The sequence below is a fragment of the Psychrobacillus sp. FSL K6-1267 genome (assembly GCF_038003265.1).
Taxonomy (GTDB): domain Bacteria; phylum Bacillota; class Bacilli; order Bacillales_A; family Planococcaceae; genus Psychrobacillus; species Psychrobacillus faecigallinarum.
On record NZ_JBBOOR010000001.1, the window covers coordinates 380,659 to 394,990 of the forward strand.

Consider the following 14,332-nt stretch of genomic DNA (forward strand, 5'->3'; position numbering starts at 1 on the left):
ATGTAAATAACTAGCGGTTTAAAAATTCACCTAGAGGTGTATAATACCGATATGAGAAACAGTTAATCACTGAAGAAGATCTCCCTTCGTTTTTCTCATCTGGTTTCCATAAGTGAAATCGGGCCCCACTGTTGAAGAAGTGGGGCTATTTTTTTGCGTAAATTTATTTTAAAAAAATAGCATTTTATTCTTAATAATACATAGAAAAATGGAAATTTGTATAACCATTTATATATTGGGTATATATTAATTAAAAAGAAAAGAGGATAGAAGACATGGGAAATTTCTTGAGCGATAAATCAGCTCAATGGGATGAAAGTCATCGTCTTTGGCCTATGCCCGATATACCTTGGATAATAACACAAACTTGGAATAATCTTTTGTTTGCTCATTATCCAGTAGATTTAAAAGTCCTCCAAAGCTTAATACCTGATGAATTAACATTAGATACTTATAATGGAACAGGTTGGGTGGGTATTGTAGCTTTTCGTATTACCGGGAGTAGAGTGAGAGGTGTCCCACCTTTACCAGGAATGGCGAACTTTCCTGAAATTAATGTGAGAACTTATGTAACTTTTGATGAAAAACCTGGTGTTTACTTCTTTAGTATGGATGCTAGCAATATTCTTGTGGTAGGAGGGGCAAGGACGTTATACCATCTACCTTATGTAACTTCAGAGATGAAAGTGGATTACAATCATCCTTTTATTAAGTATAAAAGTAACAGATTAGACAAAAGTGGAGCGGCATTAAATTGTAGCTACAGACCAATTTCAGATCCTTATAATGCTCCAGCGAGTTCATTTGAAAAATGGATGGCTGAACGCTATTGCTTATATACAGTCAATAAGAGGGGAGAATTACGTCGCTGTGATATTCTGCATCAGCCCTGGTTACTTCAGAAAGCAGAAGCAAATATTAGCTTAAACACAATGCTTTCATCTCAAGGTATTCCAGTCGAGTCCGATAAACCTATTTTACATTTCTCTAAAAAGAAGAAGGTACGTATGTGGCCGTTAGTAAATCCGTTTGAAAGGTAGAATAATATTAGAAGTGCGTTAGATTCAAGGGAGATTCCTTGTATTTAACGCTTTTTGATTTTTCTAAGAGAAATATTATTTGTCAGATTTTCTGAAAGATAGATGCTCTTCTTAAAATTATGGAATGGAGAATCCTGTTGAAATGGTAGCTATAATAAAACATCTTAAGAGTTACAGGTATTTAGAACTTCTTAATAAATAGTGCTTAATAATCGTTGTACTTTTTTATGAAACTGTAAAGCTATATTCTAAAAGGGTTTCCTTTGAACAGTTAAGTAGTTCTTTTTTCCTTTAAGTAAAATTACCGCTTAAAATATTTTAAATATTTAGAATAATATAGTATTATTTAATTATTTTTTAGTTAATAGAGATTTTATGTAAATTTTCAATAAAAGGTTAATTCTTACATATCAAAGGATTAGTACAGCCTAGAATGAAAATTCAATGAAATAAAAAAGTTCTTTATACCTAAGTAAATTAAGTTGAAATTAGTCTTAATCAATCAAATTAGAAAAAATGTACTAATTCGTGTCAAATTTCGACAATATATTTATATTTACTGCTTTATAGTTTTAATTACATCAAGAGCTTTCGTAGACACCATGGAATTCTGCCTAAATTAATTAGGGAGGGGGGAAAGGGTGTTTTTGTGTTTTTAGAAAAGTATAGACACTTGTTCGGGCAGGGAAAGACATGAAGTAAAAATCAGAGGAGGAATGGAAGTTGAGTAGTAGAAAAAATAGTCGAACTAAACGTACTAAAGCCGTTAGTATCGCAGCATCTATACTTATGACATTTTCACTGATCGCTCCAAACGTGGCTAGTGCAGAGGCTAATAGCAAACTGCACCAATCTATGAGAGAGTCGAGTCCAAGTAATATATCTGTTCAGGACAAACTGAGTAGTAGATTGCTAGAAAGCTTTAAACAGGATGAAAAAGTAACCTTTTTGATTAAATTTAAAGAAAAGGCTGATACGGCAGGAGTGGCAGCGGAAGCTAGGGAAAATGCCGAAGGTAAAAACCTATCTGCTCATAATACGAAGCTTGTTCAGCGGTCAGCGGTTGTTTCAGAGTTAAAGTCCACTTCTATGGAATCTCAAGAAACTGTGATGGATTTTCTTGAGAAGGAAGTTGAAAAAGGAAACGCTAGTGACTTAGAATCCTATTACATCGTTAATGGTATGTCCGTAACGACAACGAAAGAAATTGCCGAAAAAATAGCTACTTTTCCTGAGGTAGAGAAAATACTTCCAAATGAAACCCGACAGTTATTTACCACGAAAACAGAAAATGCGGTAATGCCTAAGGCAGAAATTGCAAATGTAGAGTGGAGTATTGAACGGGTCAAGGCTCCAGAGGTTTGGGAAATGGGTATTGATGGCGCAGGTACTGTTGTTGCTAGTATTGATACTGGAGTTCAATGGGATCATCCAGCTCTAAAAGAAAAGTACCGTGGTTATAACAAAGCAACTGGACAAGTGTCCCATGACTTTAACTGGTTTGATGCAACCTCAGCAGCTCGTGCTACACCGTATGATGACCTAGAACATGGTACGCATGTAACTGGAACAATGGTAGGTAGCGAACCAAATGGCTCAAACCAAATTGGGGTTGCCCCAGGTGCTAAGTACATTGCTGTTAAAGCGTTTACCGCATCTGGTGGGTCTGACGCGGACCTTTTAGAAGCAGCACAATGGATTTTAGCTCCAACTGATGCTAATGGAAATACACGTGTAGATTTAGCTCCGGATGTAGTAAATAACTCTTGGGGTGGCGGACCAGGACTTGACGAGTGGTACCGAGACGTTGTAAATAACTGGCGTGCTGCAGAAATTTTCCCTGAGTTTTCTGCGGGTAATACTACTCTTACAAATCCAGGAGGAGCAGGCTCTGTAGCAGCACCTGCTAACTATCCTGAGTCTTTTGCTACTGGAGCAATCGACATTAATAATAAAGTTGCAAATTTCTCTCTTCGTGGTCCATCTCCATACGCAGAAATTAAACCTGATATCTCTGCACCTGGTGTGAACATTCGTTCATCCATTCCAGGTGGTGGCTATGAAGGTGGTTGGAATGGAACATCTATGTCAGGACCAGCGGTATCTGGTGTAGCTGCATTACTTAAACAAGTTAATGCAAACCTGACTGTAGATGAAATGGAAGAAATTTTATTAAATACAGCTATTCCATTAACTGATACCCAATATACGGCAGTTCCAAACCATGGCTATGGATATGGATTAGTTGATGCTGAAGCAGCTGTTTCCTCGATCCTTACAGGTCTTGGTACTTTAAAAGGGCAAGTAACGCAAGAAGGCGATGACAACGAAGCGCCAATACTTGAACATTCTGCACCTGCTGAAACTTATGAAGGAATGAGTTTAACTTTAACTGCAAATGTTACAGATAACATTAGTGTTTCTTCTGTAGTTTTAAATTACCTAGATGCAAACGGGGCTTGGCAAGAGATTGAAGCTGGCCGCACATCTGGCGACTATAAGTCTGGAGTATACTCAGTAGTGGTTCCTGGAGATTTAATCACAGGTACTTCCTTCAAATATACTTGGACTGTTACTGACTTTGGAAATAACGAAGTAACTAGTGATGAATATACTGTACAAGTAAAACCAGGGATTACTGTTGGTTACTCAGAAGATTTTGAAGCACAATCAACTGGATGGTATTCTTTTGGAAACCAAGATAGCTGGGAATGGGGAGTACCAACATCTGGCCCTGGAAATGCTGCATCTGGTGAAAAAGTATATGCTACTAATCTAGATGGTCTTTATGCAAACAGCATGAATGCAACACTTGTAGCACCTCCAATCGATTTACCTGAAGGAAACTCTTATCTTCAGTTCAAGCATTGGCATAACTTTGAACAAGCATCTTCTGGAAGAGCTTATGATTACGGCCATGTATTTGTTTCTACTGACCAAGTAAACTGGGAACAATTATTAATGGTTACGGGAATTTCTACTGCTTGGGAAGATGCGGAAGTTGATTTATCTGCATATGCTGGTCAACGTATCTATATTGGATTTAATGCATTTTCTGATGGAAGTGTACAAAGAGACGGTTGGTACATTGATGATGTTGCCTTAACGGATGTATCTCAAACAGGTAAAGTATCAAAAGGCAATGCTGGAAACAAAGGTAATGCTGGAAATGCTGGAAATGCAGGAAATAAAGGAGAAAACCAAAAAGATATTGATGCTAAAAAAGAAACGGTAGATCCTACAAAGATCAAACCAGTCCTACCTGAAGTGAAAGCTGCTCCACCAGTAGGCGAAGATGCAGCTGTGCCGACATTGCTACCTCTTGGTGCTCAAGTAAGTGTTCTTGAATCGGGTCGCTCTGTTTATACGGATCCGGCAAATGGTTCATACTCAATGACTCATGGAGCTGGAACATTTACAGCGAAAGCTGAAGCTTACGGCTTCACATCTGAGCAAAAATCAGTTGTGATTGAAGCAGATGGAACTGCAACAGCTAACTTCACTTTAGACGAAGTAGAGCAAAATACTGTTAGTGGTACTATTACAGATTCTGCTACAGGCGAAGGTATCGCTGGAGCAACTATATTGCTTGTAGAGGATGCTAATATTACTCCTGTAGTAACGGATGAGAATGGTAACTACTCTATCACTGCTTATGTAGGAGACTACACACTTAAAGTTATTGCTCGTGGATATCATGGTCAAGAACTTCCTGTAAGTATTGACGGTGAGCCGATTACGAAAGATATCGCATTAGAGCCTTTCTACACTTACCCAGGTGGGGAAATTGGTTATGATGACGGAACAGCAGAAAATGCTAGAGCATTTAATGCAGCTGGAAATGCATGGGCTGTAAAAATGTCACTTCCTGAAGGAAAAGAAAGTGGTATTGTAACAGATGGTGTGTTTAAATTCTGGACTACTGAATGGCCTGTACCGGGTGGAACTGCATTTGCAGTGGAAGTTTGGGATGCAAGTGGAGCTGATGGTACACCAGGTAAAATGCTAGCTGGTCCTGTAGACGCGACAGCACTTCGAAATGGTGAATGGACTGTTGTTGACCTAACAGAACACAACATCGTAGTAACTGGAGATTTCTATATGGTTTATCGTCAAACGACTGCAAATCCAAATTCTCCAGGCTTAGGAACAGATGAAAATGGTACAAATGCTGGCAGAAGCTATCAAGGAGTTTCTGGTGCATGGTCGCCTTCACCTACCGCAGAGGGTAACTACATGATACGAGCTCGTGTAAGCTACGAGGTAGTTGGCCCAGTTATCACTTCTCCTCAAGAAGGTTTAGTGACTAATGAAGAAGAAATTACAATAGAGGGATCTGCATCACCAACTACAACAATCGAGTTGAAGCAAAATGGTGAAGTAGTAGAATCTACAGAAGTTGGAACTGACGGTAAATTTGCTATTGATGCAGTATTAACAGAAGGTGAAAATGAATTTACAGTTGTCTCTAATTTGGATGGTCGTGAAACTGGAGAGTCTGCTCCTGTAACTGTTATTTTAGACACTCAAAAGCCTGAACTAGCTATTACTAAACCAGTTGATGGCGAGAAAACAAATCGTGAGAGTGTTACTGTTGAAGGTACAATTGCAGATGCTAATTTAGAGTATGTTCATGTAAATGGACAACCTGCAACAGTAACTAACGGTAAGTTCTCTAAACGTGTCCTTTTAGAGGAAGGATTAAATGAAATCACTGTAGAAGCGAAGGACAGAGCAGGAAACATAGAAACAAAAACAATTAAAGTTACTGCTGACTCCATAGCTCCAGAGATTTCTAATCTGAAACCAGCGACTGATTTAAACCTTAAAACTGGTCGTAGTGTTAAAATTGAATTTGACAGTGAACCAGGATTAAAATCTACATTTGTTATTCATATGCCACTTACAAATGTGGGTAATGTACAAAATGCTACAGAGCTTCCAATGATGGAAACTGGAAATGGACATTATGTAGGTTATTGGACAGTACCAGCTGATACTGTAGCTAATGGAGCGGTAATTGAGGTTATTACAGTTGATGGCTTTGCGAATGAAACGCGTCAAAAAGCAGCAGGTAAACTGTATATTAACGTAGATGCACCGTCTTCACAACCGTCAGTGGAAAAACCTGCTGATTTAGAGGGGCCTGCAAAAGAAAACGCAGATAAAAAAGAAGAAATTGATAACTTATTAACAAAATAATTCGGCAAAATTTAAAAGAGTGTCAGTAAGGAATTTCCTTGCTGACACTTTTTCTATTATTGGCGATACACCAAAAAATGAATGAAATTTATAAAAGGCGTCGACTTCCTTAGGATATGGAAGTGATAAATTCTGTTCAATTTTTATTTGAAAGAAAAAGTGTTTCATTTTGCCGGTCCTACTAATTACTCGGAGTCATTCTCCTTTCTAGACCATTCTTAATAATGCATCCTTTCCTACCATTCCAGTAGTAATTCCCATTTCTATTGCTTCTAATGTAACTGATTCTAATGGAGCGTTTAAAAGCTGGTCAATTGTTTTAACTCCAACTGCGCGGCCTGCAATAATTTGACGATCCTTCAATTTTTCATTGAGCAATCCTATGTCTAGTGCCCCACACATAATATAACCTTTGTCATTGGACACGGTAAGTAAGTTAGTTTTAGGAAGTTCAACTGAAACAGCTATAAAAGTATTGCCCTCTATTTCTATTGGTTGTACTTTAATCATGTTAATATCCACTCCTTTTAACGTTTCCCTACAAGTTATGAAATAGGGTGACAAAGGGTGCATTATTACTAAATAAGATTGCTAAATATGCTTTTACACCTCATATACTTCTTATAGTAGGGGAAAGTTAAAAACGTAATGCTTTGTTATATTAGCTACAAAAACCTTTAAAAACTGTTGTTTTCTTTAACTTCTACCTGATAGTGGGGGATTTATGGGCCGAGCAGGAAATTCATGGTGTAAGAATCTAAAGGGTACTAAGAGTGAATTAAGAATAGTTTAGAAACAGATAGGTAGCTTGCGAATTAGTGCCTTTAAATAAAAAACATTCTTAAATCAGATTGAATAATTTAATTACTTTAATTTCATAAATAGCACTTTACCAGTTAAATACGTACATTTCATACTTGTTGATAGTAGCGTCAGGTGGCGACTCCGGAGGGATGAGTGAGCAGGAAAGCCATCACAACAGGAGTGTATGCACGGTGATGGCTTATCGATCACCCCACGGAAAGCCTCCGTCTAGAGTGGAAATCAATTATTATATTCTTAAAAAAGCATCTGTATATCATTGTTCTTATCTTGATAATTCGTACTTTTTCATAAAAACAGGAATTATTAAATTGAATCACTTCTATAAAAAGCTTAACCAAAGATAAATAAATAATGCTTGATTAAAGCTGTTCTTTAAAAAAGAAAAAATTTCTGTTTCGGTGGTTTATAAAATAACAATAATTTCCTCTTGTTTTCGTTGGTATAAATAAAGTCAAATGGCACAATCTAATCTCACAAGGAGGTGAGAAAAATGTCAAACAACAACAATAAACTACTTGTACCAGGTGTTAAACAAGCTCTTGATCAAATGAAATATGAAATCGCTCAAGAATTCGGTGTGCAACTTGGAGGAGAATCTACAGCGCGTGCTAACGGTTCCGTTGGCGGAGAAATTACTAAGCGTTTAGTAGCTCAAGCTCAAGGACAAATGAACGGATCACAAAAATAATTAAACTTTACGGCCGATGGCTATTTTAGCCATCGGTTTTTAATGTGCAATGAAAAACATAAGTGTTAGGAAAAATAAGCCAAGAAAAAAACCGAAGAAAGATTCTTCGGTTTTTTCTTAGCTTACTATAGCGATAATTCCCTCTTCTTCATCAAAAACAAGCTCGATTCCTGTAGTAATAGGATCTAAATTTAAAAATTCTCTCATTGTTTGGCGAAGAGATTCGATAATGTCTAATGTGCTTAAGTTATGTTGCTGATTATTTATATAAGCTTCTGCGGAAAAACCAACCTCATCATCAAAGATTAGTTCTACTTCAACCTCTTCAGGAGTAGTATTAAATTTACGACCAAAATGGACGCAAATAGCATTAATAATATTTTGTTCTGGTATAACTAGTTTCTCCATGTGTGTGGATCCTCTTTTTTCTTCTTGTCTTTAAACATGTTGAAGATTTTAAGTGCAAGCACAATAATAACAATGATTGCCACTGCATTTATTAAGAAGCCTAATACAGATCCTAGGATACCCATATTAGCAAATAGACTACCAAAAAGTAATCCAGCTAAACCACCAACAAAAAGACCCTTCATTAGTCCCCCAGCAGAAAATCCTCCTTTAGGAGTAGTGTTGTTAGTAGTTTTGTTTGTTGCTGTTGTATCATCTTTTTTATCCTTTTGAATATTTGAATTAGTGTTATTAGAGTTGTTATTTGAGTTAAATCCTTTTTTTCCGGATTTATACTTTTTTGCTTCAGCAGTAATATCATCTTGGAAGACGAAGCTACCGACAGATGAAAAGACAAGTGTGATGGTAAGTAAAGCGACGAGCAATTTTTTCAATGTATTAACCTCCGTTGAATAGTAATAGCTGATATAGTATGGGTCTACTGTATTACCTTATACTATATACGAAGGAATGGAAAGAAAGTTTCACTTTTAGATAAAAACTATAAATCAACCTTGAGTGAGCGACGTTGAATTTCGCTTTCTAATAGAGCTAAAAAGTCGGGGCAAAGTTCTAGTTCCTTAGCAGTAAAATATGATTCTAATAATAAATCATCTGACATTTTACTCATGTTTTTTCCTCCTGTTAGTTAAATAGTAATATATGAGAAAAGTTTTTCTTATTAAATAATTATTATAATAGATACTTTACCAAATAATCTCAGATAGAACAATCGTTCTTTTTATCCACAGTAATGTATGGATAAGTTGTGTATAAACTGTTTATAATAATTTCAAATGCTTACTCTTCTAGTGTGAGTTCTGTGTGTAATTTTATCCACAGTAAGAAAAAAAGGCGGATTTTGTCGAAACATTTTAATGTAAAAACATTTTTTTTACTTCTAATTGAAAAAAATGAAACATATTATATGTTTTAAATATTTTTCAAGTATATTCAATAACTTTTTGTTCTTTTTATTCATTTAATCCTGTGGATAAACAAAATATTTCCTTTTATTAAATACCCATAAAGAATAAACTTAAACCAATTAATTGAATTTTTTTAAAAAAATATTCTCTATCCATATCCATTATCTCTTCGTCTGTTTTCTCTACCTTTTATTTATCCACTTCTTGTTCCATATTTTGTTCCTCTACGTTGATATCTTCAGGACCTTCATCGTTTTTATTGGTTGAATCATTGTCACACGCACCAAGCAGGCCTAATGAAATCAATGAAAAAGCGCCGATTTTTGCGCGTTTATTTTTAGCAAACATATATATTACCTCCGAAATTTTTTCTTAATTAACAAACGTCATCCCTAAAATGAGTTTTCTTATTTACTTACCTCTCTTTTCAAGAGGTAAACTTAAAAAGGAGTAATAGGTAAAAAATACATACAGTGTTGTGATCTATGGTTTATCCAAAAAATTTAGGAAGCATTACAACTGAAAAAGTTAATTTAACAAAGATATGTAGACAATCATAGAGGAACAAGAAGTCATATGCTAATATGAATCGCTAAAACGAACTGGAATAGGGTAAAAGGGTTGAAAGTCAAAAGTAGGGAAGAAACTTACAAAATATATTTAGAAATTGGACGAAGTAGAAAGTGTAGGATCATTTGTGCAGGGGAACTTAATTAGCATAGTGAATTGGAAGATATAATTTTATTAATATAAGACTTACACTTCGTCTGTAATTAGTAACATATAGCGAGTTACATAGAAATTTTCATTTATGAATGTATACATTTGTTTGAATGGGGACCATAGAAGAAAGTTCTATAACATCATCGTTGTACATCCTTATACAACCTAACGAAACCTCTTTACCAATGGAGCTAGGGTCGTTAGTTCCATGAATGCCATAATGGGGCTTTGAGAGACCCATCCACAACTCTCCATAAGGACCTCCAGGGTCAATTTCTTTATTAATAATTATATAATTGCCTGTAGGGGTAGGAGTTAAAATTTTTCCAACTGCAATGGGGTATGTTTTAAGTAATTTGCTTGCATCATAAAGCTTTAGCTGACGCTTACTAACAGACACATCAATCCAAAGTGTCAAAGAACCACTCTCCTAAAATGTTATTCATCTTATTATATGTGAATGGCTAGGAAACGTTTAAAGAAGAGAAGGATGAATGCATGGTACCTGTCTAAGGGTGGGCGAGTTATTCCATAAATCGAATATGGTTCAAGAGGATTGAAAAAAGTGAAAAGGCTTTTCTACTAGCGACTATAACACTGTAGAGGATGCCTTTTCACAATTCTATATAAGAAATTATTTTAACTATTATTAAGCACTTTGCTTTTTATAGTTTCTTCTTTTAAATATGCTTGCATAAGTTTTATATCATTACTAAAGACGCGATCTTCTTTTATAGATGGGATGAAGGAACGGATTTCTTGCCACTTCTTCAGAAGTCTTGGAGACATAAGATCCTTCCCGCGATATTCAGTACCTTGAATAGCACAAATAGCCTCGATAGCAATAACATGACGAGTATTTTGGATAATTTGAAAAGCGTGCCTTGCACCTATTGTTCCCATGCTTACATGATCCTCTTGGTTTGCTGAAGATGGAATGGAATCGACAGAAGCAGGGTGGGCAAGTGTTTTGTTTTCTGAAACAAGACTTGCGGCTGCATATTGTATAATCATGACTCCAGATTGTAGGCCAGGCTCAGGACTTAAAAAGGGAGGAAGTCCATTGTTTAACTGTGGATTTACTAATCGTTCAATACGACGCTCCGAAACATTTGCAAGCTCTGCCATACCCACTTTTAAAAAGTCCATAGCAAACGCGATGGGTTGCCCATGAAAATTTCCTCCTGAAATAACAGAACGTCCGTCTTCAACAATTAACGGATTATCTGTAGCCGCATTCATTTCAATCTCTAACTTTTCCTTCACATAGGAAAGAACCTGCCATGTAGCTCCGTGGATTTGGGGGATACATCTTAACGAATAAGCATCCTGCACTCGTTCCTCCCCTTGCTTAGTGACGAGTTTGCTTCCCTCCAACCATTGGAGCATTCGCTTAGCCACTTCTACTTGTTCTATATAACCTCTTGCTTCATGGATTGCGGGATGAAAGGCATCTGTTATTCCATGCAAAGCCTCCATAGTAATAGCAGCAATCCACTCACTTTGGTAAGCGAGTGTTTCAGACTCTAACCAGTTAATCACGCCTTGCGCAGTCATCGCTTGGGTTCCATTTATGAGAGCTAGACCTTCCTTTGCCTCTAGAACTATTGGATCTAAGCCATGTCTTTTCCATATCTCTGCTGAAGAGATATGTTTGTTATTCTCCCAAACTAGTCCTTCACCGACTAGAACAAGAGCTAGATGAGATAATGGAGCTAAATCTCCTGATGCTCCAAGTGAGCCTTGAGATGGAATTACGGGATGAATGCTATGATTAGCCATATATGCTAGTCTTTCCAAAACCTCTAAACGAATGCCTGAAAACCCCTTCAATAACGCATTCAAGCGAAGTACAACCATTGCTCTAGAAACCAACTCATCAAAAGGAGCACCGATTCCACAGGCATGTGATCGGATAAGGTGTAGCTGGAGTGCATGAACATCTTCTTCATTTATACTCACATCACTAAATTTTCCAAATCCTGTATTAATTCCATAGACAGTTTGCTTACTACTAACAATATCTTCTACAACTTTTCTACTATTAAGTACGCGGTTGACAGCTTCCGTGTTTAAAGCTATTTTTTCATTATTATATAAAATAGCTCTCATTTGTTCTAATGTTAGGCAATATCCATTTAAATGAATCATTTTTCACAGTCCTCACGTCATTGTGTAATTTATATAAAATAATTCTTTAGCTAAGAGTAGTGTAATTTCAGCGCTGATGTTTTCAACTGCTTTATCACAGCAAAAAAATTCTCTTCTTTATTCTATCGAAATATTTAAATAAATTAAGTGTTTTTACTATAAAAGTAAAAATTTCTCATCTGCTAATAAAATATCCTGTTAGTGTACTAAAACAAATGGCTGTAACTAAACGAAACTATATCCGTCTATTTATACAAAGAAAGGGGATATTTGGAAATGGTAAAGTGGATTAGACATGTTAGCTTCCTATTCGTCTTTTTATTGGTAGGTTGTAGTGCAAACGAAGAATCTGCTAAAAGTGATATGCTTGAAACAGATTCAGCCGATTATTCCAATGAAGTAGCGAATATAAGTGAAGAAGCAAAAGAAGAGAGCTTAACAGATCAAAGCAAAGAGACAGAGAGTTCCAATGAAACAAAAACACAAAGAATGATTATTCATAATGCAGCCATAAGTGCAAATGTTAAAGAGCTTTCGGTTGCCCAAGAAAAAATCACGCAAAAAGTAAAAAAATATAATGGATACATTGTAGAATCAACCGTATATCAAGAGAGTGAGTCTAACAGTTATGGTAAAATGGTTGTCCGAGTTCCAGAGGAGCATTTTGAAACCTTTTTAGTAGAAGCAGAATCCGAAGTAACCAAAGTACTAGAGCATAATGTTACTGGAGAGGATGTAACTGAGCAATATGTTGATTTAGAATCAAGACTAAAATCAAAAAGAGCAGTGGAAGCCCGTTTACTAGTGTTTATGGAAAAGGCAGAAAAAACCGAGGATTTACTTAAAATTTCAGATGATTTAGCGAAGGTACAGGAAGAAATAGAAATAATAGTAGGGAAAATGAAGTTTCTAGAAAATCAAACTTCGTTATCAACGATTGAAATGACCTTGTATGAAAATAAAATAGTTGTTCCAAGCATTGAAAATGATGACTTAAATACATGGGAGAAGATAAAGAAGCAATTTGTTACAAGTATTAATTTTCTTTTATCCATAGGTTCCAATATTCTTGTCATACTACTTGGTAATTTGCCGGTGTTAGTTATTTTAGGTGTGCTTGCATTTATCTCGTACTCGTTATTTAAAAGAAGAAAGAAATAACTAAGCAATATCATCTAAAAATCTATTCTTTATAGTTTTTGTTTTTATGTAAATTGAAATAATAAAATTTAGTGGATATTAATAACTAAAAGCCAACTCTTATTTGATCTTGTCTCTTGAGTTGATCAGATAAAGTTGGATTTTAGTTATAATCTAATTTTGTAGTAGGTATTTTTATTTGCTTATGATAAGAAATTGCCTTCTATAAGCATTTGTTTTATTTCTTCCTTAGTCATGATTATGTTATTAGTATCTAGTAGCACGTCAGGTATGGCTTGGTCATTATTAGAACCTGTATTAGATATAAGGATTAAGTTATTGTTAAAGATGCTCGCTAATGGTCTCTCATTTTCAGCTATTAGAGCTTCGTGAATTTTCTCTCCTCTTCTAGCACCTATTTCTATTAGACTTACATCTTTCTTTTGGTAATACTCAATAAGCACCTCTGCTAGGTCGAGGATTTTACATGCACCCATTTTCATGACAAAAATCTCTCCCCCATTACCTAACTCAGCTGCCTGTAGTAGAGTTTTAATGGCATATTGGGGTGTAACGAAGTACCTTGTCATAGCTTTGTCTGTGATAAGAATCTGGTTATCTTCTTGTAATTGCTTTATAAATAAAGGAACTACGCTCCCGTTGCTTCCTAATACATTTCCACCTCTAAGGCACATGAATCTAGTAGTTGATGAAGTGTTATTAGCATGAATAATTAATTTTTCACCAAGTGCTTTAGTCATTCCGTAAGTATTAGCTGGATCAGCTGCTTTATCGGTCGATACATAAATCACTTTTTTCACCTTGTTAGCAATAGACGCCTCGATAACATTGTAAGTACCTAATACATTTGTTTTAAAAGCTTCTAAAGGGTTTTCCTCACATACAGTAACATGCTTTAAGGCAGCTAAGTGAAAAATATAGTCAACTTGCTGGCAAGCGTGATTTAATGCCTCTCTGTCTCTTATATCACCAAGGAAAAAATGTATTCTTGAATCATCGAGGCTTCTACGTAAGGTAACTTGCTTATCCTCATTTCTTGAGAGAATAATAATCTTCTTCGGGTTAAAAGGTAGTAGCTGATCAGTTAACTCAATACCCCATGAGCCTGTCCCCCCGGTTATCAGTATCGTTGAATTTGTAAACACTGCATTTCCTCCTGAATTAAA

General features: G+C 35.9%; 12 protein-coding genes. 4 read left to right on the forward strand and 8 right to left on the reverse strand.

From position 1 onward, the window contains the following. Positions 1-275: 275 nt before the first annotated feature. Complete coding sequence (locus tag MHB55_RS01895; protein WP_340862437.1) at positions 276-1,040, forward strand: YqjF family protein; 765 nt, start codon at positions 276-278, stop codon at positions 1,038-1,040. 789 nt (positions 1,041-1,829) lie between these two features. Continuing rightward, positions 1,830-6,242 (forward strand): S8 family serine peptidase, encoded by a 4,413-nt coding sequence (locus MHB55_RS01900; protein ID WP_340863950.1) that lies wholly within the window; start codon positions 1,830-1,832, stop codon positions 6,240-6,242. A gap of 207 nt (positions 6,243-6,449) precedes the next feature. Here the strand turns inward: MHB55_RS01900 and MHB55_RS01905 are convergent, their stop codons facing one another. Next, a complete protein-coding gene (locus MHB55_RS01905) occupies positions 6,450-6,752 on the reverse strand; it encodes a YunC family protein (RefSeq protein ID WP_144538501.1) in 303 nt (100 codons plus the stop codon). An 805-nt stretch (positions 6,753-7,557) separates the two neighbouring features. Between MHB55_RS01905 and MHB55_RS01910 the strand changes: the two genes are divergently transcribed. Further along, complete coding sequence (locus tag MHB55_RS01910; protein ID WP_144538502.1) at positions 7,558-7,755, forward strand: alpha/beta-type small acid-soluble spore protein; 198 nt, start codon at positions 7,558-7,560, stop codon at positions 7,753-7,755. A gap of 117 nt (positions 7,756-7,872) precedes the next feature. Here the strand turns inward: MHB55_RS01910 and MHB55_RS01915 are convergent, their stop codons facing one another. The 6 genes from MHB55_RS01915 to hutH all read right to left on the reverse strand — a co-directional run bounded on the left by MHB55_RS01915 (position 7,873) and on the right by hutH (position 12,005). Next, a complete protein-coding gene (locus MHB55_RS01915; protein ID WP_144538503.1) occupies positions 7,873-8,163 on the reverse strand; it encodes a DUF2653 family protein in 291 nt (96 codons plus the stop codon). Then, positions 8,151-8,597: a hypothetical protein gene (locus tag MHB55_RS01920; RefSeq protein ID WP_144538504.1), complete on the reverse strand. Its 447-nt coding sequence runs from the start codon at positions 8,595-8,597 to the stop codon at positions 8,151-8,153. Before MHB55_RS01920 ends, MHB55_RS01915 begins: the two co-directional genes overlap by 13 nt. Before the next feature lie 107 nt (positions 8,598-8,704). Further along, positions 8,705-8,833 (reverse strand): sporulation histidine kinase inhibitor Sda, encoded by a 129-nt coding sequence (locus MHB55_RS01925; RefSeq protein WP_144538505.1) that lies wholly within the window; start codon positions 8,831-8,833, stop codon positions 8,705-8,707. A gap of 487 nt (positions 8,834-9,320) precedes the next feature. Further along, the gene (locus MHB55_RS01930) at positions 9,321-9,479 is read right to left on the reverse strand and encodes a hypothetical protein (RefSeq protein ID WP_154311746.1); all 159 of its coding nucleotides are present in this window, start codon (positions 9,477-9,479) and stop codon (positions 9,321-9,323) included. Positions 9,480-9,936: 457 nt separating this feature from the next. Beyond that, the gene (locus MHB55_RS01935; RefSeq protein WP_340862438.1) at positions 9,937-10,272 is read right to left on the reverse strand and encodes a L,D-transpeptidase; all 336 of its coding nucleotides are present in this window, start codon (positions 10,270-10,272) and stop codon (positions 9,937-9,939) included. 221 nt (positions 10,273-10,493) lie between these two features. Further along, positions 10,494-12,005, reverse strand: a complete 1,512-nt coding sequence (gene hutH / locus MHB55_RS01940; protein WP_340862439.1) for a histidine ammonia-lyase — start codon at positions 12,003-12,005, stop codon at positions 10,494-10,496. Positions 12,006-12,281: 276 nt separating this feature from the next. On the opposite strand from hutH, the gene MHB55_RS01945 reads away from it, so the two are divergent. Next, positions 12,282-13,166 (forward strand): DUF4349 domain-containing protein, encoded by an 885-nt coding sequence (locus MHB55_RS01945; RefSeq protein ID WP_340862440.1) that lies wholly within the window; start codon positions 12,282-12,284, stop codon positions 13,164-13,166. A gap of 182 nt (positions 13,167-13,348) precedes the next feature. Here the strand turns inward: MHB55_RS01945 and MHB55_RS01950 are convergent, their stop codons facing one another. Then, entirely contained in the window at positions 13,349-14,311 is a 963-nt protein-coding gene (locus MHB55_RS01950; protein ID WP_340862441.1) for a polysaccharide biosynthesis protein, read from the reverse strand. Between the last annotated feature and the right edge of the window lie 21 nt (positions 14,312-14,332).

Bases quoted from the DNA above. Each gene is read 5' to 3' on its own strand.
- MHB55_RS01895 (WP_340862437.1), top strand. From the start codon at position 276: ATGGGAAATTTCTTGAGCGATAAATCAGCTCAATGGGATGAAAGTCAT.
- MHB55_RS01900 (WP_340863950.1), top strand. From the start codon at position 1,830: ATGACATTTTCACTGATCGCTCCAAACGTGGCTAGTGCAGAGGCTAAT.
- MHB55_RS01905 (WP_144538501.1), bottom strand. From the start codon at position 6,752: ATGATTAAAGTACAACCAATAGAAATAGAGGGCAATACTTTTATAGCT.
- MHB55_RS01910 (WP_144538502.1), top strand. From the start codon at position 7,558: ATGTCAAACAACAACAATAAACTACTTGTACCAGGTGTTAAACAAGCT.
- MHB55_RS01915 (WP_144538503.1), bottom strand. From the start codon at position 8,163: ATGGAGAAACTAGTTATACCAGAACAAAATATTATTAATGCTATTTGC.
- MHB55_RS01925 (WP_144538505.1), bottom strand. From the start codon at position 8,833: ATGAGTAAAATGTCAGATGATTTATTATTAGAATCATATTTTACTGCT.
- MHB55_RS01930 (WP_154311746.1), bottom strand. From the start codon at position 9,479: ATGTTTGCTAAAAATAAACGCGCAAAAATCGGCGCTTTTTCATTGATT.
- hutH (WP_340862439.1), bottom strand. From the start codon at position 12,005: ATGATTCATTTAAATGGATATTGCCTAACATTAGAACAAATGAGAGCT.
- MHB55_RS01945 (WP_340862440.1), top strand. From the start codon at position 12,282: ATGGTAAAGTGGATTAGACATGTTAGCTTCCTATTCGTCTTTTTATTG.